General features: G+C 39.8%; 7 protein-coding genes and 1 pseudogene. 7 read left to right on the top strand and 1 reads right to left on the bottom strand.

From position 1 onward, the window contains the following. From LZZ98_RS14950 to LZZ98_RS14920, 7 genes and pseudogenes are all read left to right on the top strand, one after another. Positions 1-467: pseudogene (locus LZZ98_RS14950) on the top strand (IS5 family transposase); the annotation flags it as partial. Positions 468-637: 170 nt separating this feature from the next. Further along, positions 638-3,298: a COG1470 family protein gene (locus LZZ98_RS14945; RefSeq protein ID WP_237788530.1), complete on the top strand. Its 2,661-nt coding sequence runs from the start codon at positions 638-640 to the stop codon at positions 3,296-3,298. 19 nt (positions 3,299-3,317) lie between these two features. Further along, positions 3,318-6,005, top strand: a complete 2,688-nt coding sequence (locus tag LZZ98_RS14940; protein WP_237788529.1) for a hypothetical protein — start codon at positions 3,318-3,320, stop codon at positions 6,003-6,005. Further along, entirely contained in the window at positions 5,968-10,929 is a 4,962-nt protein-coding gene (locus LZZ98_RS14935) for a beta strand repeat-containing protein (protein ID WP_237788528.1), read from the top strand. The genes LZZ98_RS14940 and LZZ98_RS14935 overlap by 38 nt, the downstream gene beginning before the upstream one ends. Before the next feature lie 246 nt (positions 10,930-11,175). Further along, entirely contained in the window at positions 11,176-11,670 is a 495-nt protein-coding gene (locus LZZ98_RS14930; RefSeq protein WP_237788527.1) for a hypothetical protein, read from the top strand. A 39-nt stretch (positions 11,671-11,709) separates the two neighbouring features. Next, on the top strand, positions 11,710-14,394 hold the full coding sequence (locus tag LZZ98_RS14925; protein ID WP_237788526.1) for a beta strand repeat-containing protein: 2,685 nt from the start codon (positions 11,710-11,712) through the stop codon (positions 14,392-14,394). Between the two features lie 178 nt (positions 14,395-14,572). Continuing rightward, a complete protein-coding gene (locus LZZ98_RS14920; protein ID WP_237788531.1) occupies positions 14,573-20,626 on the top strand; it encodes an SdrD B-like domain-containing protein in 6,054 nt (2,017 codons plus the stop codon). A gap of 435 nt (positions 20,627-21,061) precedes the next feature. Here the strand turns inward: LZZ98_RS14920 and LZZ98_RS14915 are convergent, their stop codons facing one another. Then, positions 21,062-23,629, bottom strand: coding sequence for a bifunctional diguanylate cyclase/phosphodiesterase (locus LZZ98_RS14915; protein WP_237788525.1), 2,568 nt, complete (start codon positions 23,627-23,629; stop codon positions 21,062-21,064). Positions 23,630-23,828 lie beyond the last annotated feature (199 nt).

The raw sequence follows: 23,828 nt of genomic DNA, 5'->3' as shown, positions 1-23,828 counted from the left end.
ATGGAAGCTACATACGCGTGCATCAACATGCAAGTGGAGCTCGGCATGGTTTCGAAAGAGCCATTGGACAATCACGCGGTGGACGAACAACAAAAATACATCTTGCAACCGACGCGAATGGATTACCGATTGATTTTAAAATCACTAGGGGGTGACGTCCACGACAGTCAAGTTGCAAAACAACTGATAGATATTGTAGGCGAGGCAATTTATCTCATTGCTGACAAGGGGTATGATGCTGAGCACATTAGAACATGTGCCAAGAACAAGAATATGATTCCCATTATTCCATTGAGATCAAATAAGGAATTTGATAAACATCTATATAAATTAAGACATTTAGTTGAAAATGCTTTTGCGAGATTAAAACATTTCCGTGCTATTGCACTCGATTTGATAAACTAGCACGCAATTATAAATCTATGATCCGTATAGCCTGCATATTTATTTGGTGCAAAGCCAAATGAGAACACGCCCTAATAAAAAACATGCTGCTAAAAAATGCATATCAATAGATTGTATTTTTTAAAAATGTTATTTGGTTGGTATTTTTTTGTATTTTTTGTGACTTATTTGTAGTATTATTTTTAATCATTGTAAAAAATTTATGATTATCACGTGCTTGCAAGGATCAGAAATGATAAACCTCTTAAAAAAAAGTGCTGTTCTACGGACAACATTAGTTGCTTTGATTGGTTTATTTATTGGGCTGTATAGTGCTTTAGTTTTTGCTCAACCTAAAGCCGGAAGCAGTATTACCAATATTGCCAGCGGTGATTTTTATGATGAGCAGGGCAATCTGCAAGTGATTAATTCCAACGCTGTTGTTCTAACTGTTCAGGCCATTTATGCGCTCAATCTACAAAGCAATCAACAAAACATTGGCACCATTGGAAGTAAAGTTAATTTCCCACATGTGTTAACAAATACCGGTAATATTGTTGACGATTATAAATTGAGTCTCAGTCAGCTAACCAATGATCAATTCAATTTAGACAATGTGGCTGTTTATATCGATCAGGATCAAAATGGTGAGCCTGATGATAACAATAACTTACTTAATACAACTACGAGCTTTCGATTAGAGGCGGGTGAATTTGCTTCATTGGTGGTGGTTGGAAGCATTCCCACCAATGTCTCCGCAAATAATGTTGCAAATTTTACTTTAACTGCCACAAGTCAGCATGATAATGCGGTCGTTATGACGGTGAGTGATACCGCAAAAGTTGTTGACGATGCCGTTGTTCAGGTCACTAAAGCACAAAGTGTGAGTACCGGGAAAACTGGCACAGAAATTACCTACACTTTTAGTTATATAAATACGGGTACAGCAGCAGCCCGATTAGTTTTACGCGATACTTTAGCGACAGATATCAGCTATAAATCTGGCAGTGGTAGTTGGGGTAACGGTTCTGGTTCACTGACTGATGCTGATGATGTTGAAACGGGTGCAAATAGTGCAATTAAATATAAAGTAAGTAATGGTCAAGTTGATGTTGAATTAGCGAGTATTGCTGCTTTAAGTAAGGGAACGGTTAGCTTTAAAGTGACGGTTAATCCGAATGCAGTAGAAAAAGTTCCCAATACTGCGGATTATCAACAATATAATGCATCAAATACAGTTTTAAAAAGTACAACAACCAATACCGTGATCTTTAATGTGCAGCAAACATTAGGCGTCGTATTAAACTATAGTCCTGCTAATGCCAATGATGATGGTGAGCCAAATAGCGGTGCGAATAATTTACAAACTCAAAATAATACCTTTGCTGGAACGGCGAAAGAAATTCAATTTGATCATTATGTCTGGAATACTGGGCAAGCAACAGATAGTTATAATTTAAGTTTAATCAAAAGTAATGTTCCAAGTTGTGCTGTGGTTCGTTTTTATCATGCGGATGGTCGCACGCTGCTCACAGATAGCAATGGTGATGGGATTGTTGATACGGGTGGTTTAGCTGCTGGCCTATCCAAAGCCATTAAACTGGGAATTTATTTCCCTGCGAATTGTACTTCAACAGCAAGCATGGATTTTGATATTACAGCTGCATCAATCACTGATACGGCGGTGAGAAATAGCACACGTGACCGATTAATCAATACGCTGAATATCGGTGACAGTGATTTATATAATAATAATAATTCGGGGCTAGGTATTGGAAATGTTGCGGATTCTGGTGGGCAAGCCTTGCTGATCAAAAATTCCGCAAAAGGTGTAAATGCAGTTTTTCCGCTGGTGATTAAAAATAATAGTACAGTAGCGAATAATTATAATTTATATGCTTCAAGTGCGAGCATTGATATTAATAGCATGAGTACCACTTTGCCAGCAGACTGGAAAGTGAAGTTTTACAATGGCGATGCCTCTTGCCAAGCCCTGCAAGGTGAAATCAGCAATACTGGAACTTTGGCTGCTGGGGCGGTTAAACAATATTGCGCTGTGGTCAGTGTTCCTGCCAACACAACTTTATCGAATTTTCCAATTTGGTTTGCGATGAAATCACCGATGAATGCGCAAGGGGATAGCATCAAAGACCAAGTTGATGTTGCGTATAGACAGCTGACCTTAGCCAATGATCAGCAAGGCCGAATTAATATCGGTGGTACCGTAGTTTATTTACATAGCTTAAAAAATGTAGGTTCATTTGTTGAAGGTGATGCCAGTGGCAAAGTGAGCTTAAATGTTGTGCCGCAGAATCCAAATGATGGCTTTAGCTATACGCTATATTACGATGCAAATAATAATGGTGTGCTGGATGGAACAGATCCAATCGCCACGGATTTATTTATTTCCAGCGGTTTAGCACCTCAAAATTCAATTCAGCTGCTTCTAAAAGTTCAGGCACCAACCACAGCAACCAATGGTATGGCGAGCACTGCCAATATTGTTATTTCAGCGACCAATACCATTCAAGGCGTGACGTTGGTATCCGTCCAAAATACCGATTTGACAATGGTCGACCCTACACAACTTCGTTTAACCAAAGAACAAACCAAAGATGAAACTTGTGTGTTGATGAATGTTGCTACAGCCACATACAGCAGTACGCCATTAATGATTAAACCGAAGCAATGTGTGACCTATCGCTTAACCATTAAAAATGATGGTTCAACACCAGCCGCTAATGTTGTGATTAATGATGTCGTGCCCGCTTATAGTATTTTGCGAAGCAGTTTAGCGCCATCGGTGAGCAAAGGTGCTGTAGTTGTGAGTGGGAATCAAATTTCAGGAAATATTGGAGCACTTGCACCACAAGAGCAGGCAGCACTGTACTTTTCTATTCAAGTAACACCTTAATTTGGGCGGATAATAGAAGATGAATATAATGAATACATTCGAAAATTTCCGTACCAAAATTATTTCTTTGGCTGTTTTAGTCAGTACTGTACTGGTGATGCAACAGTCCAGTTTTGCTGCTGTTTCGACTCGGCAAATTATCAGTAATATGGCGATTGGTGAATATACTGAAGAAGGTTCTACGGTTGTTCAGGTCAGCCGCTCGAATTTAGTTCAAACTACGATTCTGCCTGTTTATTCAGTCAATTTAACGGCAAACAATGCAAAAACTGTGATTGCAGGGCAAACGGTCTATTTTAGTCATACGTTAAGCAATACTGGTAATGAAACAGATCAATATACTTTTGTTGTCAGCAATAATACTGGCGATAGTTATGATTTGAGTAATTTGTCCGTATTTTTAGATAAAAATAATGATGGCGTGCCAGATGGCGCTGCAATTACCTCTTATACTCTAAGTGCGGGTGAGTCTGTTGGTCTTATTGTGTCGGCGAATGTGCCGAGTGGGGCGGCTGTCAGTCAGAATGGTTTATTAACATTAAATATCACATCTTTAAATAATGCTTCAGGCAATAAAACCAATATCGATACAGCTACGGTTACCAACCAATCGGCTTTGACCGTGCGTAAGAAATTTTCTCAAACCTCCGTAGCAAATGGCGATGTGGTGACTATTCGTTTGGATTATCAAAATCTAAGTAATGTGGCGACTGGTAGCGTGACCTTAACCGATACGCTGGATTCTAGTTTGATTTATCAGCCAAGCACTGGGGAAAATTGGAATGGCGCGGTGGTTAATCCAGATACGGGAAGCAATGATCCAGCAGGGATGAATTACAGTGTCACATCCAATGTGGTGAGTGCTGTATTGAGCAGCGTTGCTGCAAACAGCATTGGCTATATCGAATTTAAGGTCAAAATAAATAAAGTATCGGCTGGATCAATCAATAACACAGTTAGTTTTCAATATGATCATGATAATAATACGGCTACCACTGCAATTGCTGATGTCAGTAATACCGCAGTGGTTAGTGTTGCACCACTTTATGCGGTCAAAATTAATGGTAGTGCTACTGATGTAAATAATAGTGATACGATTGTGGCTAGCTCGGCTGCACAAGGTGGCGAGCTGATTTTCAATAACTATATTTGGAACACAGGAAATAGTTTCGATAAATTCAATTTAACTCTAACCGGAAGTACATTTCCTGCAGGCAGCCAAATTGAATTTTATCGTGCTGATGGTGTAACACCGTTATTGGATAGTAATGGTGATGGTATTCCTGATACAGGTTTACTGTCATCAAGTGCCAATTTGCCCATTATTGTCAAAGTTCGTTTACCGAGCAGCTATGCAGTTACAAGTAATACTCTATTTGAAGTCTCTCCTCAGGCTCAGTCTTTAGGCGATACAACTAAAATAAGTTTGATTAAAGACCAAGGTGGTTTACTGGCAACGACAGCCGCTCGATTGGTCGATTTAACCAATAGTCCTGAAAATAATGCTTTGGGTAATGCTAATGTTGATAATGCGGGGGCTGCTTGGAAAACGATCACGACATCAACCAGTATTAACCCAGTCGCTGGTGGTCAAGCAATTTTTCCATTGAAAGTAACTCATACGGGTGTTGGAACAGAATATTTACTCAGCGCAAATGCAGGCAGCGATTTTAGTAGTCTAACTTTACCCAGTGGCGTGAATCGAGTTCGTTTTCATGTCGCACAAAATGGTACAAATTGTACTGTTTTGGGAGCTGAAATTGGTAAAACCAGTTACCTGAATGATGGCGAAAGTCAGCTTGTGTGTGCCGTTGTTGAAATAGATAAAATAAATAACAGTGTGACCACACCCATTTATTTCCGTGTTCTTTCAGCCAGTTTTGTCAGTGGAAATAATGGCAGCAATCCAAGCCAAGATACAATTAAAAATGCGATTACCATTCAAAGTGTAAATGCAGTTGCACAAGTGGAATTTATGCCGAATTCCCGCGGTCAAGTAGCTCCGCTCGGGACTGTCGTTTACAGTCATACATTAATTAATAATACGAATACTGATTTTAGCGGTAACTATAGTTTTCTGATTAGTGATGATCAACAAGCCTTTAATAGCACACTTTTCTATGATGCCAATGGTAATGGAATCGTTGATGGAAGTGACTTGATAATTAAAAACTTAGCAGATTTGCCCAATGGCAAGCTGGTTGCATATCAGCAGGTAAAATTGCTATTACAAGTTCAGAATTTGGCTGCGAATAACGTCACTCAAGCGAACAGCACCGTAGTAAATTTGACAAATTCCAGTAACAGTCAAGTTTTAGCTTCCATTGTTGATGTGACCACAGTGGCTCAGGCACAGCTTAAGCTGAATAAATTACAAGCACGAGATTTTGATTGCAATGGTACAGCGGACGAAACCTACAGCGCGAATACTTTGAATATTGGTCAGCAAGCGAATGGTCAGGGTCAGTGCGTATTGTATAAAGTGATTTTGACCAACACCAGCGCGGCGGATTTAAATCGTATTTTTACTTTTAGAGATATGACACCTGCTTATACGATTCTATCGCAATCTCCAGTGTGTACATCTTGCAGTAGTGTCACGAGTCCTACAATGGGGCAGGTGGGGGCATTAACTGGAACGTTAAATAGTGTGATAGCAAATCAAAGCTATGAATTTAATTTTGGGGTGCGCTATGTGGGTCAGTAATTCAAGGGAAAAATTCAAGATAATGAAACTTGCTAATCATGCTGTTCTAAAATTTTTGATTTTATTTTTTTCACTGATCAGTAGCATTAGTATTGCTCAAGCTGCTTATCAGCGTAGTTATTTAAATTTTGATTTTGAGAGTACCCCATTAGGTACGGCATGCTATGTGCAGGTTGATGCGGCAAATGTGCCTGGCTGGAATACGACCCATAAGAGTCAGCAAGGTAGTGGTGGCTGTGGTAGTACAACTGCACAGTTTGGTAAATTGATTGAGTTATGGTCGAATGGATTCAGTGGCTATCCTGCAAGGCAGGGAAATGTATTTGCTGAGTTAAATGCTGAAGAATATTCAGAAATGCAACAAAATGTCTGTCTTATCAAGGATGAGCCAATTTCATGGAAGCTTAGCCACAATGGTCGTGATGCTACAGATAGGATGTCTCTGCGCGCAGGCGCACAAACGATTGTCAGTGTAGCAACATCTAAAAATGGAGAGGGTTCTATTTTAAACTGTGCTTCTGGTAACTGTAATGTGTCATCAGGTGTCGTCGCCTATAATGGTAATAAATTCTGGGCAGATTACAGTGGAACATTTAATTATACAGGCGCAACAGGGCCAACGGTTTTAGGTTTTAAAGCAGACACAGGCTCATCAGGTTCGCTTGGTAATTTTTTAGATGCAATTCAAATTTCGGTAAAACCAATTATTGAGTTTGCTTCTGCAAATTATAATATTCCCGAAAATGGTACTCCTCAAGATATTAAAGTCATTATTGTAGGTATTATTCCTGCAGGCGGTTTAAATTTAACTTTTAATGTAAATGATGGTACACCTCCCAAAAATGCTGAAATCAATTTAGATTACAAAATTAATGGCAGCACTAATAAAACGTTTACCAAAACCATTCCGGCAGGTGATTATGGGATGGGCACACCCTATACATTAAGTATTCCTGTAGAAATTTTAAATGATAATGTTAAGGAGGAAGACGAACAATTTACTGTCACCATTCAAAGAGATGACAGTAATTTTTACCTATATTCTTCATCTGTTTGTGGTTCAGCAGGAAATGGTACAACCACCTATACAATTCTGGATGATGATGCTCCAACCCAAATGAATGTTGCAATCGCTAAAAGTCAACGGGCGGGAACATCAGGAGCATTTACCAGTGACTCTTTAACTGTTGGAACAGGCGGTACGGTCCAATATCGATTGGTGATGACAAATTTGGGTGAAAATCCAATTAGTCAGACTGCATTGGCAACATTCACCGATATATTGCCAACTAGTTTTTCATCTATATCTATTGTTTCTGCAACATCCTCTACAGCGGGTGAAAACTGCTCTGCTATACCGTTGGGTAATACGATCAATGGTACTTTTAGTGGAGCTAAGAATACAACTTGTACAGTTATTATTCAGGCAACTGCACCATCTACAGGAGCTATATTGACTAATACGGCCTCGACAAATGTGCCTATTGGTAATACAGATATTGATACTTCAAATAACAACAGTGGTGTACAAACAACAGTTGCCGCAGCCACTCTTATATTAAATAAGGAAACCACGAGTGGTATTGGGACATTTAGTTATTCTTTAACCAATACCTTACAAAGTTCGGCAACTGTAGCTGTTGATATGCCAGGAAGCTCAACTCAAGTTGATAGTGATACTACTAAGTCGGGAGTGCAACCTTTTATTATTAGTAGTATTAATAATGTGGTGATCACAGAAACCATGCCTACAGGGCAGAGATGGGAGCTTTCGACAGCCACCTGTAAAAATGCAGCGGGAACGACTATAACGTCCTCCATTTCAGGAAATGCATTGACCATTAATAGCAGTGGTATCACGGCAGGTGCAGTCATTACTTGTAATCTCATGAATTCAAGGCTACCTACTGTTAAAGTACAAAAAATATCTTATGGTGGAACAGGAACATTCTCGTTTAGCAAGACTAACCTGACAGAAACACTCAATAATATAAGTACATCTAGTGCAGGGATTCCTGCTCCAGCGAATCCAACAGCATTATCCGTGACTGTAAAAGGAACGAATGTCACCATTACAGAAAGTTCACCACCCACCAACTATGTCCTAACAGAAGCCAGTTGTAGAGATGACAATAGCCTTGTAACAGGGAATACAGGGACTTTTGGTAACTTAGTCAATTCAACTCGAGTGCTGACCATTCCATCTACCTATTTAATTACAGGTGGGGCGGATATTACGTGTACTTTTGTGAACAGACTTAATCCACAGACCGATTTAAATATTACTAAAACCAATAATGAAACGGCACTACTAAGAGGGCAAAGTACTTCTTATGTAGTACGTGTCACGAATAAAGGCAGTACCCCTGTAATGGGGGCAACGTTGGCTGATGCTGCTGGCACTAATCAAACAAAAACCAGTGTGACCTGTAGTAATGCAAACAATAATAAATGTACGCCAAGTTCTACGCCTACAACGACTCAGATCGAGAGTGGATATGCCTTACCAAGACTAGATACTGATGAGTTTTATGAAGTCATTGTAACGGCAACCATATCGTCAAGCAGTATTTCGACGACCAATAATACTGCGTCAGTCGCAGCACCTTCGGGGGTGACTAATTCAGGAGTGAGTTGTACTGCTAGTAATTCGGGTGGTGTTGTACGTAGCTATAATACAAGCACAGGAGTATGTAGTGTTGCAGATACTGATTCTGTTTCTGCGGCTGGCCGAACTTTAACAGTTCAAAAAACATGGGCAAATGCTAAGCAGTATGACAAGGCAACGATTACTGCAGATACGACTACTGGTTTGGCAAAACTCGAGTCAATTGCGACAGGCGTGGCGAGTCAAACGGATAGTTCTAGTATTTTGATTGCAAACAATACCAGCGTCACATTAAAAGAAGTTATTGATATAGGTGATGGTAATTATTCTGTGGCAGCACCTAGTTGTATGGCGGGAAGTAGTTCGTTGGCCGTAAGCAATAATAACGATGGTACTTATAATCTAGCAATCACGGCGACTGCTGGTGGTAGTGCTACTGCTGCAATCACCTGTACCTATACGAATATACGTAAAACTGCAACATTGAAACTGACCAAGACATGGACAAATGCAAAAACAGGTGATGTTGTTGCAATTCCTGCGACGTTGGGTTTAAGCACTAACACCACTAAGTTTAAGAGTACTGCTCCAACCCAAACTGATTCTAATACTGTCACAGTCTATGTAGGGGATACGGTAACATTGGGTGCAGAAATTGGTCTAAATGATTATGCGTCTGGTGATCCGAATTATGATGCGGCTGTGACCATGAATAAAGATAACTATAATGCCAACCTGAGTTGTACCGCGAATGGCGGAGACACAGCAAATTTATTATCTGGAACAAATGCTAAACAAAGCAACACCTTAATGATTGGTGCTAGTGATATGGGCAAGTTAATTACCTGTACATATAACAATAGTCGTATTCCACAACAAATTAGATTAGTGAAAGAGTGGAAAAATGCTGCTATTAATGACCAGATAAAAGTGGTTACCACAGGTGGAACAAACAATCCTGGTATGGTTTCTATTTCTAGCGGAAATAATATTGAATCAGGTGGCGTGGTAACAGTATATTCAGGAGATGTAATTTCATTGCCAGCTGAAAGTTTCATCAGTGGGAATGCAAGTCAATATACGATAACGACAGCTTGTAATGGTGGGACGCCATTAAATGATGGGTTGGTTGGGCGTACAATTACCGTTAGTAATAATACAGTTATTACTGTGTGTACTTATAAAAATACGAGAGCAACACTAGATGTGATCGTTTCAGGTAAAGTATTTACTGATAATAGTGGTACTACAGGTGATGTTAGTAAAGCGTACAATGCTGTTCAAGATACAGGTGAAATTGAAATTGCTAATAGCAAGATTAGTTTAACCAATTGTAGTTCAACATCCTTAGCGACTACAGCAACCAATGCAAATGGTGAGTATCATTTCAGTATCCCTCAAAGCCAGTTGCCAGCAATGTTCTGTATCGTACAAACTAACTTACCTGAATATACCTCGGTAAGTGGTTCTAGCTCAACGGGAACATATAACCGAGATACAGACACCATTACAGTACCAAGAACCATCGCCACGAGTTATCTAAACAATAACTTTGGCGATGCCAACCTGAATGTGACGTTAACTGAAGATGGACAACATACCATTACTGCAGGTGAGGTAACAGATTATCCGCACCGTTTAACTGCACAGGCCCCTGTACAGTTAACCCAGCTCGTTCAAGGCTATTCAAACTCAAATAATGATCAACCTTGGCAGGCTCTGGTTTACCGAGATAGTAACTGTAACGGTACAGTTGATGTTGGTGAAACAGTATTTGATCCTACTGTATCTGGGTCAGTTTTATTACAGCCAAGTACAGATATCTGTCTAGTGCAGCGCGTATTTTCACCAACCAATATTTTTGCTGGCGCACAGCATATTGGAACGCTTCAAGCCAGTTATCAATTTATGCTAGCTAATCCAGCCCAGACTATTTCTAAGCAGACTGCTAAACGTCAAGATATGACACTTGTTGGCAGTGCTGGCTTAACCTTGACAAAAAAAGTCCGTGCTGTTGCAAGTTGCCCATCCTCGGCGGCTGATCAAAATGCTTTTTCTGTGAATAATCAAGCCAGAAAGCAAGATAATTTAGAGTATGAAATTATCTATAAAAATAATAGTACCAAGAAACTTCAGAACGTGAAAATCAAAGATAGTTTACCAACGGGTACAAATCTTGGCAGCATCAGCTGCGTCTCAACGCCTAGCGGAAACACGTGTAGTGCAAATAGCTCTGATAGTTCATTGCAATGGAATTTAACGGGAGTGTTAAATCCTGCTACAGTAGGATCTTTAAGATTCTGTGTCACACAATAATTTGAAAAAAAAGCAAGAAAATATTAACTAAGCAAAAAAAACTTTTATACCAAAAATAGATCTATTTGGTATAAAAGTTTTTTTGTTTGGATTAAGTTGTATTTAATATAAAAAAGTGTGACATACATCAATAAAAATGTATTAAAATAGTTTCTATTGTAGTTATTTAGTATTTATTTGAACAGAGTATCGAAAAGCTGAAATTATCGTTCAAAAAAATAGATCGTGATATTTGGAGCAAGAAATATGTATTTAAAAACTCAATGGAAAATAGGTTTACTTGCAGCGGGGGCTTTATTTTTAGCAGTGAATGTCAGTGCTGAAACTAAAGTATCAAAAGACCCTGTATCAGTAGAGTTAAAAACCTACCTCATTAGTACAAGCGTAGAGGGAAAGCCGACAGCTAAGTTGGTTAGCAAAGTCAAGCCGAATGATGTGATTGAGTATCGTGCGACGTATACCAATAACACGGTGGGAAAAATTAAGAATCTTGCGGCAACTCTACCAATACCGGTAGAAACCCAATTTTTAGCCAAATCACAGCCAGAAAATGCACAAGCAAGTACGGATGGTATGAATTTTGCCCCGATGCCTTTAAAGCGCAAAGAGGGTAACCAAATGGTGAATGTTCCGCTTAAGGATTATCGTGCATTACGTTGGACTATTACAGAGCTTCCAGCAGGAAAATCTGTCACGGTTTCAGCTCAAACACGTATTAATAGCGAAAAAACCAAAAACTAAACAAATCGACATTGAATATTCAATCGGGGTAAGTTCTAAATGTCCAATCCAACACAACGTTTAAAGTTCACGAAACTAGCTGCATCTATTGCATTAGCTGCTGGTGGTGCTGCATTTGTTTCGGCTGCAAATGCAGCGGCACCAACTGCTGGTACAAATATTAGTAACATTGCATCTGCAAGTTATACTGATAGTACAGGTAACTCTAAAACTGTTACGTCAAACGTAGTTACAACTACTGTTTTACAAGTGGCCAGTTTTACTTTGGTGTCTGACCAGACCAAAACGGCAAATGCCAATGGTCAAGTGTCTTTATCTCATACCTTAACCAATACAGGTAATGGTAGCGATACCTTTAACGTGGGTGTTGTGAATAATGATACACGCGATAGCACTACAGATAACTTTGATTTTAGTGGTCTAAATGTCTATCTTGATGCCAACAAAGATGGTATTCCAGACAGTCAAACGCCTGTTACTAGTGTCGCTTTAGCTGCTGGTGAGTCGGTTAACTTAATTGTACAAGCAACAACGGCTAGTACTAATGTGACAGCTGGTGATCTTGGTAAATTGACTGTTTCTGCAATTAGTGGTTTCGATACAAGTATCACTGCTAAAAACGTTGATACCGTTAAAATTACCAATGGTGCGGTCATTAGCTTGGTTAAATCTGCAAGTGTAAAAAATGTAGATGCAACTCAAGCAAGTACGACAGCGCGTGAAGTTGAATATAGCTTAGCTTATCAAAATACAGGTAATACTACGGCAACTGACGTTACCATTACTGACGTACTTCCTGCTGGTTTAACTTATGTTGCTGGTTCAGCAACGGTCAATGGAACAGTATTAACGGATGCTGCTGATACAGATAAATATAATGTTACTGGTGGTGTAGTAACATTAGTTGTCCCTACTGTTGTTGCCAACAGTGGTGGTGTTTTGAAATTCAAAGTTAGAGTCGATCAAAATACGCCTGCAGGCACCATTACCAACATTGCAGAAGTTGATCCAGATGGTTCTGGCACAGAAGGTAAAACACCGTCTAACCCGAATGACATTACAGTGTTGAGCGTTAAAAAAGGGACCATCAATGATAGTACTACCGATGCCTTTGCCGATGGTGTAACGCCAACAGCAGCAGCTCCTGTGGATGACATCATTACTAAGTCTACTACTCAAGGTACGCCAGTTATTTTTGGTGGAATGGGTACTGGTGTAGAGCCAATTGTTATCCATAATACGGGTAATGTGACAGAAGTATTTAACATTACTGTAAATAAAACTGCTTTACCGTCAGGCAGTATTGTTGAGCTGTTCAAAGCGGATGGTGTAACACCATTAACCGATACCAGTGGTGATGGTATTGTGGATACTGGGCCAGTAGCAAGTAATGCGGTATACCAAGTTGTTGCTAAGATTACGTTGCCATCTGGGTATTCTACGGCATCCGCAATCAATACCATTTTAACCTCGGTTCCTGTTACCAATCCGACCGCTACAGATACCATAACTTTAAGCATTGATAAAGTAACCGCTTCTACAGTGGATTTACATAATGGTGATGCTACGAATAGTACAGGTTCCGTTTCAGGTGCATCGGGTAAAGATACTGGGCAATACGTTGAAACTAAATCAGCTAAGCCAGGTGTAGCAGTTAATTTCCCATTAACGATAGAAAACAAGGGTGCAACTGGAGATAACTTTAATTTATCTACAGCACCGGCATTGCCTACAGGCTGGACAGTTCAATACTACCTAGAAGATGGTTCTGGTAACCCAACAGGCGCTGCAATTACCAATACGGGTAATATTCCTGCTGCAGGTACAGTTAAACTGGTTGCTGTTGTAACATCTCCGGCGAATGCTCCAGCCGGTGATCAAGAAGTAATATTCAAAGTTGCCTCTCCTGCAACTGGTTTGACTGATGTAATGTCTAACCGTGTAACTGTAGAAACAAATCGAGTACTTAGCTTGCAAAATGATCGCACGGGTCAAATTGCTCCTGGTGGTACGGTCGTTTACAAACATACTTTGACTAACAACGGTAATATCATTGAAGGTGCTACTGCTGGTAGTTTGCCATATACGCTTACCAACGATCAGGCGGTAAATGGTTGGGTAACAAGCTTATTTGTTGATTTAAATAACGATGGTATTGCTGATGCAAATGAGTTAGTAACCGGTAATGATCTTGGTGCATTAATGATTGCCCGAGGTGCTGCGGTTAACTTACTCATCAAAGTTCAAGCGCCAACAAATGCAACTGCTGGAACACCAAGCTCAGTTGTATTTACAATCTCGCCTACAGTCGTTGGCGGTCAGTCAGTTGTTTCACTCGTGAATACTGATTTAACCACAGTGACAAATGGTCAAGTACGTTTAGTGAAAGAACAATCTTTAGCTAACTGTTCTAGTGGTGCTGCTACGGGTTCTTATACTCAAAATACTGTCTCTGCTAAGCCAGGTGAGTGTGTGAAATATAAGATTACGGCAACCAATGAAGGCAATGCAGATGTAACTAATGTGGTAATTAGTGATGCAACACCTGCTTATACTACGTTGAAAGTGATTGCAAGTGCTTCTCCAGTTGCAACCAATGCAACATTGAACACTTCGACTGCTGCTTTATTAGATGGTTCAACAGGTACAGTTGCTGCTGAGAAAACACCTTTAGCACCAAGTACAAGTGCAGTATTAGAGTTTGTCATTAAAGTTAATAATTAAAGATTCATTTGATGATTTTTGATCGTCAGCAATGAATGGATTAAGTGTGAGCATTTGCTAAATGCAGGTGCTCACATCAGATAATTTTAAAATTTGTTTTTATTTAGACTATTGAGTTAAAGGGTAGAGCGCTGTGCAGCGACGGAAGCAATTTCAAGTCAGTCCGAACATGAGTTTCATGTTATCCACGTTGGCAGTGTCTATATTGTCAGCGCAGTACGGTCATGCGGCGAATATCCCTGAAGTCGGAAGTACTATTCAGAATATTGCTTATGCAACGTATATAGCACCAAATGGTATACAACAGCAGTCAGTTTCAAATGCTGTGGAAGTCAGTGTTTCAGCATTATATGCAATTACCTTAACGTCACCGCCTGTACAGGATATTGAACCCAATGTTCGTGTTATTTGGGCGAATACACTATCAAACAATAGTAATGCTTCAGTCAATGTTCAGCTAGAAGCCCTAACGATAAATGAACTCAGTAATATTAAAATTTATATAGATAGCAATAAAAATGGTCAATTTGATGCCAATGACCAGCAATTAATAACGACAGTGCCTTTACAAGTGGGGCAGAGCGTTAATTTATGGGTTGTTGCGACTACAAGCTCAAGTTTAAAAGAAGGTCAGCAATTTAACTTACCAATTAAAGCAACTGTTGTTACCAATCAAGCAACTGTTGTTGATAATACCAATGCAACTGCAACTGCAATAGATAGCGCAATTAGCTACGGCGCAAAATTAGTTGCAACCAAAGAAGTACAACAAAAAACTTTTGAGCCTTCTGCCACAGCAAATTATGACTTGAACTATACTTTAAGCATCAGTAACCAAGGCCAAAAAGCAGCAAAGCCTACAGATGTGATGGTTGATGGCCAATTACAGAAAATGGTGTTGTTGGTCGATGAGTTGCCTGCAAATACAACATTTAAATCTGCTCAAGCCAAAAATGCTCAAGCTAAAATTCTATACAAGCTTGCAAATAATAGTTATAGCACTATTGCTCCAAATGACGTTACACAGATAAATCAGCTAGCTGTTGGTTTTCCACAAATTGCGGCGAATACATCTGAGCAAGTTGATCTTGTTGTCAGCATGAACCGTAATATTGCAAAAACAACAGTAAACAATACCTATCAAGTATCTTATGCGGTGACAGATAGCCAAAAAACGGTTTTGTCCAATACTGCTTCCACTGTCGTGGGCGGTTCAGCAAATATTACAAATAATTCGGGTGATTTTAAAAATATTTTAGCGACTGGTAGTGTGAATAAGCCGCTTTATATTGCAGCTCAATATGCCAGCTGCAATGCAGACCGCTCTAGTTCAGATCGGGTCAAAATTCAGATTAAGTCAACGAAAACAGGTGACATTGAAGAAGTGATTGGCGTGGAAACAGGGATGAATACAGGCGTATTCCAGTATACCTTGCCGACTACATTTTCCGACAAAGGTATTTCATTTGATGCTGTTCTCCAAACGCTTAAGCGAGACCAAGTTGATATTCGTCTAACCGATTGTTTAGATGCTAAAGGGCAATCCACAGCTACGATTACAGATATTAATACCAATGTATTGATGGATCCGTATGGCACTGTATTTGATGCCAAAACAGGCTTGCCAGTTGCTGGAGCAACAGTGACGCTTCTAGATCAAAGTGGTCAGCCAATTGGGGATAATATTGCCTTTGAAGTGAACCCTCAAACGGGCGATTTAATATCGCTGCCAGCAAAGCAAGTAACCAATAGTGCTGGTGAGTTCATTTATCCGTTGGTAAAGTCAGGCACCTATAGTTTCGTGGTGGATACCAGCACTATTCCAGGAAATTCTCGCTATACATTTGTGAGTGATCAATCTATTTATCCAAGTTTCCCAGCAGATAAAGCGGTTGATTTTAAATGGTCATATGCAGGACAGTTCACCTTAAATAATGGTGATCCTGCATTGAATATTGATATTCCGATTGATCCAGAAGCGGCAAACAGCAGCTCGTCATTATTTGTGAAAAAGGCGGCATCGAATAAAACCGCAGAAATTGGCGAATTTGAAGAATATACGGTCACTGTGGCTAACCGTGGCACTATAGATTCGACCAATGTTGCCATTACAGATACTTTACCTAGAGGATTTATCTACGTGCAAGGTTCTATGCGCGTAAATGGAATGAAAGTGGATGATCCTTTTGGCGGTAAGGGACCTTATTTAAAACTTGGATTAGGTACACTTACACCAAATAAAGAAGTTAAAGTTCAATACCGCGTTTATATTGGGCCAAATGCGCTCAATGGCGATGGGATTAACCGTGTACGTGCTAAAGATGCTCAAGGTCTTGAGTCCAATGAGGCTTCTGCAAAAGTTGAAGTCATACCGGGTGCCATGATTTCTGATGGCTTCATTGTTGGCAAGGTGTTCACTGACTGTAACCGCAATGGTATACAGGATCCTGGTGAGATTGGCGTGCCGGGGGTACGGATTTATCTTGAAGATGGCAGTTATGTTATTACCGATAGTGAAGGGAAATATGATTTTTATGGCATCAGTGCCAAAACCCACGTTTTAAAAGTTGATCGTACCAGTTTGCCCTTGGCTTCTGAATTGGTCTTGATCAGCAACCGTCAAGCGGGAGATCCCAATAGCCGTTTTGTGGATTTAAAACGCGGCGAGCTGCATCGGGCAGATTTTGCCATTACAGATGATGCTTTACAGTGTTCACAACCTTTGATGCAGCGCATATCCGATCGGAAAAAACAGATTGAACAAGACAATACGAATTTGGAGCAAGTGCTGCGTTCAGATTTAACACTAGATCCGATTTTCTCTAAAGTGAGTGATGTGCGTGGTCAGCCAGCCAGCGGCTGTATTTCTGCGCAAGGTGTTCAAGCCAACTGTAATCTTGACTTCTCCAAAGAGCAGATTAAAGAGTTAAAACAAGTTCAGTTTGAACCAGATAAAACAGGAATAAGACCTGCAATTGCCCTCCCTATCTCTGAAGCTTTAGTCATCCCGAATGTCTCCCCCTCAGCAGTGAAGATGATTAATTTGGAAACCGCTTTAGAAAGTGCGGTCAACAATCAATTAGAGATACTGAACTTAAAAGATGGGCAGATTCTGGCTTATGCTCAGACTTCTGTTCAGTTGAAAGGTGCTGCTGGTACACAGTTACAGCTATGGGTAAATGGCGAGCAAGTGTCAGAAAAGCGTATCGGTAAACGGGCTGTTTTACCTAGTTTGCAGGTTTCAGGCCTCGATTTTATTGGGGTAGATCTTCATGCAGGCCGCAATGTGATTGAAGTTCGTCAAGTGGATATGATGGGCAATGCCCGCGACACAAAACGCATTGAAGTGATTGCGCCTGATCAATTGGATAAGTTGCGGCTTGAACCGAGCAAGGCTGCAGCACAAGCCAATGGTTATGACCGTTTTAATGTGACTTTAAAAATTGTCGATCGTCATGGCACTTTAGTTTCAAGCCGTACGCCGATTACCTTAGATAGTTCAATCGGTAAAATTGACTTATTAGACTTAGATCCAAAACAACCTGGTATTCAGGTCTTTGTTGAAGATGGTACATTGGTTGTGCCTATTCAAGCACCGATTGAAGCTGGTGAGGGGACATTATCGGTTGAGAGCGGTATTTTCCATGCCAGTACTCCTGTACGTTTCTTACCTGATTTGCGACCAATCATTGCAGTGGGTATGCTTGAAGGCTCAATTAATTTTAAAAAGTTTGATCCGAAACAATTGAGCGGCATCAATTCAAATGACAGTTTTGAAGAAGAGCTTAGTGAAATTTCTTCTTCTCATAATGGTCAACACAGTACCACTGGACGGACAGCTTTGTTCTTAAAAGGCAGAGTCAAAGGAGAATATTTACTCACGCTGGCCTATGATTCTGACAAAGATAAAAATCAGCGGCTGTTCCGTGATATTCGTCCTGATGAATATTATCCGGTTTACGGTGATTCAGCCGCTAAAGGCTTTGATGCACAATCGACCAGTAAGTTTTATGTGCGTGTTGATAAAGGCCGTTCATATGCTATGTATGGTGATTATGTTACCCGTACTGAAAATGATGAAGGACTCTCTTTGGGGCAGTATAACCGTTCTTTAACTGGTGTCCGTGGTGCAGTAGAAACAGATAAATATAAAGTGACTGCATTTGCAGCAAATACCAATACCCAGCAGGTTGTCAATGCACAGCGTGCAATGGGTATTTCTGGCCCCTATAGCCTGGGTAGTGTGAATGCACAAGATATTCGTGATAATAGTGAAAAAGTCGAAGTAATTACCCGTGACCGTAACAATCCTGGACTTATCATTAAGCGCACGACACTGACTCGTTTTACCGATTATGAAGTAGATTCTTTTAGCAACAGTATTTATTTAAAAGATCCAGTACCAAGTGTGGATGCGGATCTAAATCCAGTTTACTTACACATTACCGTGGAGTCTGACCAAGGTGGCGAAGAATACACTGTTGGTGGCATATCGGGTTTAATGAAAATGAACGGGAATGTTAAAGTGGGGGGGGCTTATGTCAAAAGCGATAACCCACTTGCTCAAGATCAACTGGCCAGTGTGAATACGGTAGTTAAATTTGCCAATGATAAAGGTAAATTAATTGCTGAATTTGCCCGTTCAGAGAATGTGAATAATGGCCTTGATAGCTTAACCCAGATTAATGCTGAACCCGATGCATCTGGAAAATTATCAGGCAATGCGGGGCGGATTGAATTAAATTATGCTTATAAAGACTTGGAGATGAAACTTTATCATAACCAAGCAGATAGCGGATTTTACAATACGGCTGCATCGATTACCGCTGGCCGTAAAGAAAGTGGCATTAAAGGGCGCATTCAGTTAGATAAGATTGGTTTAGCCAAATTAGAAGCAATTCGTACCGAAGATCAGTTGAGCGGTGTTAATCAAGGCGTTTCGGCGAGTATTGAACGGGCGATCAATCGGATTGTGGCGCTAGAGCTTGGCTTAAAATATTATGATGAATCAGCTGATCCAGCGACACTAAATACCATGCAAATTGCTCCTTATCATGGTACATCGGTCCGCACAAAATTGACGGGTCAGCTACCTTGGCAAGGTTCCAATGTGTTTGCTGAATATGAACAGGATATATCGGAAGCAGATCGTCGAGTTTTCGCTTTGGGTGCAAATTATCAGATTAATGCAAAATTAAGAGCATATGGCCGTCATGAACTGGTCTCAAGTATTAATGGCTTGTATGATTTAAATAGCAGCCAGCGCCGTAATGTCACGGTTTTTGGTGTTGACAGTAAGTATAATAACAATGGCACCGCATTCAGTGAATATCGTGTGCGTGATGGCATCAGTGCGCGCGAAGCTGAAGCTGCCATTGGTTTGCGTAATCGCTGGGAACTTGAAAAAGGCTTTTATGCCAACACCAGTTTTGAGCAAACCAAAGCATTATCAAATGCTAATAACCTGAGTTCAGACAGCACAGCAGCATCATTGGGGGTGGAATACTTGAAAAATCCGGATTGGAAAGCTGTTGCACGTATTGAAGCACGTTGGGCAGACCAAGCGGATACAATTTTGAATAATTTAGGGATGGCTTATAAATACTCGGATGATGTGACATTATTGGCGAAAAATGTAATCAGCCAAACAGACAGTAAGAGCCAAAATAGTGGAGACCGCTTAGTTGATCGCTTCCAAGTGGGTTTAGCATATCGCGATACTGAACGCAATCGTTTTGATTCGTTGGCGAAAGTGGAATATCGTTATGACCATAATCAAACAGATTTAAAAAATTCTTATTTAAAGCATGTTTATATTCTCTCCAATCATCTGAATTATCATCCAACGCAAGATTTTACTGTTTCTGGTCAATATGCGGTAAAAAATGTGAATACTACTTTCTCTGGATTAGAGTCCAGCGGAATGACTCATATGTTGAGTGCACGTGCGATGTATGACATTAATGAACGATGGGATGCAGGTGTACATACAGGCGCATTGTGGTCCGATATGAGTTCAGGGAAGCGCATTTTGTTGGGTGCTGAAGTAGGCTATTTGGTGGCTGTAAATCTATGGGTTTCAGGTGGATATAATTTTTCTGGCTATAAAGATGATGACCTTGCAGATAGCGATACTACGCTTCAAGGTGCATATGTGCGTTTTAGATTTAAGTTTGATGAAAATTTGTTTGGAAATAGAAATATTACTAGCAATACCACAGGTGGATTATAATGAAAAAGCTTTTCAAAATGGTGGTTGTATGAAAGTATGACCTAAGTATTTAGTAGATATATAACCAAACCTGTTAAATCTATGAATTTAGAAAAATAGTTTTTGAGTATATATCCATACACCCATAATTATTTTAGTTTCTTCATTGTAGTTAGCTATCAAACTAACTACAATTTTAACTTTATGTAGTTTGTAAAATTAATGAAAATTTATTCCGAGAGTCGGGATCAATATATAAAACCATATGTTTGTTTTAATTAAATTTTCAAAAGGTACTCATTTTTATAAGTAAAATCTCTGCTATTACAATAGCTTGAATAAAAATAACTCTATCATCTTAATGATTATGAATAGCCACCGATTTTGTAGACACCTTTTAATCAGACGTAAAGCCAAATGAAGACATCTCACTAGATAGTGAAACTGTATTTATTTTCATATGACTTCTACCGGCTTATAATTAAGCTTGAGCTCTGTAAGGGGAGCCGGTTTAGCAAAATAGTAGCCTTGAAAATGATTACAGTCATATTCTCTGAGAAACTGGGCTTGGGCTTGAGTTTCTATACCTTCAGCAACCACTTGTAATCCTAGTTTATGGATCATGACAATGATGGCTGCTACAATAGCACCATCTTTCTCATTTTTAGGTAAATGTTCAATAAAACTGCGATCAAGTTTTATCTCATCAACAGGTAAAGTACGTAAATAACTCAGGCTTGAGTATCCTGTTCCAAAGTCATCGACAGAAACTTTAATGCCCAAATCACGAATCGCCATTAAAATTTCTAAAGAACGGTCAGCACCTGCAATTAACATGGTTTCAGTAACTTCAATTTTTAATAATTCAGGCTGCAACTGTGTATTGGCCAGTGTTTCTTGTAAGTCATGCAAAAAGCCTGTGCGCTTGAACTGTAAGGGAGAAAGATTGACGGCTACACTCAGGCTAGCGCCATTTTTCTTATTCCATTCAACAATATCCTGACAGGCTTGCTGTAAAACCCATTGGCCAATGACTACAATTTGACCAGTTTTTTCGGCGAATGGAATGAAATCTGCTGGAGAGATAAAACCTCTTTGTGGATGCTGCCAACGGATTAAGGCTTCTACACTTTTTAACTGGCCTGAATGAGCATCAATAACCGGTTGATAGACTAACTTAAACTGTTTTTCTTCTAGGGCCACCATTAATTCATGCCGCATACGCACATAATCAATTTTTGGTGTGCGCGTAGCGTCAAAAGCATACCAGTGCCAGGTATTTCCACCCTCTTTTTTTGCTTCATTCATCGCATGTATCGCATGATGAAGCAATTGGTTAGATTTTTCTATCTGAGGGTCATCATCTGCAATACCAATACTCGCGCTTATATGGATTTTATGGCCATCGATATCAAATGGAACTGACAGGCTTTTTAATATTTGCTCTGCAATGACCGCGACCTGTTTTAAATCATGGCATTTATTCAACAGTATGCCAAATTCATCTGCTGAAAAATGAGAAATGATATCCTCTTCTGGAATGATCTGACGCAGGCGATTTGCTACAGCAATCAGAAGCTGATCACCATTGAGGTGTCCCAAACTTTGATTTAAAGGCTGGAAACCATCTAAATCCACATACATGACAATCAGGGACTGTTGACTTTCATGTTGTATGTGGAATGCGACATCCAGTATTTTTTCAAAGGTATGATGATTAATTAATCCGGTTAAACTATGGTGGGTTTGCTGACGGGCAATATATTCGCTATTTGCCTGCTGTTGAGTAATATCTTGCTGAATTCCAATAAAATGGGTACAGAAATTTTTGTCATCAAAAACTGGTCCTAATATCAGCTGGTTCCAGAACCAGCTCCCATCTTTACGATAGTTTTTTAAGGTGATCTGGATTTCTTGCCGTTCTTGAAGTGCATTGTGTATTTTATCAATCATCTCCGGATCGGTATCAGGACCTTGCAGAAAACGACAGTTCTGACCTAGCACCTCTTCTTTTTTATAACCGGTCAGGCTTTCAAAAGCAGGATTAACATATTCAATAACATGGTGTGCAGAAGCATTGGTCAGCACGATGCCATGAGGATTCGCATCGACACTACGTTTCAGTAGCCGTAACATTTCTTCGGTTTCATGCCGCTCTGTAATATCACGGGCGATACCAAATACGCCAACCACCTGCTGAGCTTGTTGAATAGGTAAATAAGTCAGGTTTAGCCAGCAACATTCTCCCAAGGCATTCTTTGCCTGAATTTCCAGGTGTTGGCTGTTTCCCTTCAATGCTTGTTCGAATGCAGTTTGAGCTATGGATTGAAAGTCAGCACAAATAAATTTTGAGAAATGTAAGCCCTTGGTCTGTTCCTGATTTAATTTTGTGAGGTCTTTAGAAGCAAGATTAACATCCAGAATAATGCCTGCAGGATTATGTTCAAAAATCGCGTCCGGATGGTAAGTGAAGAACGAACGGTACTTGTCATTCAGCGCCAGTCTCTGTTGCCGTTCTGCATGCAGGTCTATACTCAAGGCAACTAAAGATGCGGCATGAGAAATCAAGTTAATATGAGTAGAGCTTGGACATTTGGGAGAACGGTAATAGGTTGCAAAGGTTCCATAGAGGGTTCCCTGCGCATTAATAATAGGCATCGACCAACACGCATTGAGATTCTCTTCTTGAATCACGTTATGGAAAGCTTCCCAGTTAGGGTCAATCGCTAAATTTTCACAAATCACCAGTTTTCGGTGAAAAGTTGCCGCACCACAAGCACCGACATGTGGACCTATTTTTAGATCAGAGACCGTTTCTATATATCGGTTGGAAAAATGCTGACTACCACTAATTAAGTTTAAAGTTTGTTCTGTCTCAGAGTACAACATAATGGAGACCATTGAATCTGGTATCCGGGCTTCTAGCCATTCACTGACCATCTGAAATATGAGGCTTAACTCAGCATGTTGTCCAATTAAATTAAAAATAGATTTAGTATCTAAATAACTCGCTGTTTGACTCATATAGTTTGCTACCCTAGAGTTGTATTGCGCATTTTGGATAGATTCTCAACGAAATTTTGTAAAATTGGATCTAAATGTGAATGATTACCCTTACTTAAATAGTATAACAAAAATGCGACAAATTTCACACATAATTATATAAGAGTCTTATAGTTATCAATAGATCTCTTTCATAAATCAAAAAACGACCAGCTTTTTG

The organism is Acinetobacter sp. SM34 (genome assembly GCF_022012365.1).
Classification (GTDB): Bacteria; Pseudomonadota; Gammaproteobacteria; order Pseudomonadales; family Moraxellaceae; genus Acinetobacter.
Note: the sequence above shows the minus strand (reverse complement) of the source record. Positions and strands in the feature narration are given on the sequence as shown.

What these genes read in the sequence shown, in the direction of transcription:
- LZZ98_RS14945 (WP_237788530.1), top strand. Translation starts at nt 638, where the DNA reads ATGATAAACCTCTTAAAAAAAAGTGCTGTTCTACGGACAACATTAGTT.
- LZZ98_RS14940 (WP_237788529.1), top strand. Translation starts at nt 3,318, where the DNA reads ATGAATATAATGAATACATTCGAAAATTTCCGTACCAAAATTATTTCT.
- LZZ98_RS14935 (WP_237788528.1), top strand. Translation starts at nt 5,968, where the DNA reads ATGAATTTAATTTTGGGGTGCGCTATGTGGGTCAGTAATTCAAGGGAA.
- LZZ98_RS14930 (WP_237788527.1), top strand. Translation starts at nt 11,176, where the DNA reads ATGTATTTAAAAACTCAATGGAAAATAGGTTTACTTGCAGCGGGGGCT.
- LZZ98_RS14925 (WP_237788526.1), top strand. Translation starts at nt 11,710, where the DNA reads ATGTCCAATCCAACACAACGTTTAAAGTTCACGAAACTAGCTGCATCT.
- LZZ98_RS14920 (WP_237788531.1), top strand. Translation starts at nt 14,573, where the DNA reads ATGTTATCCACGTTGGCAGTGTCTATATTGTCAGCGCAGTACGGTCAT.
- LZZ98_RS14915 (WP_237788525.1), bottom strand. Translation starts at nt 23,629, where the DNA reads ATGAGTCAAACAGCGAGTTATTTAGATACTAAATCTATTTTTAATTTA.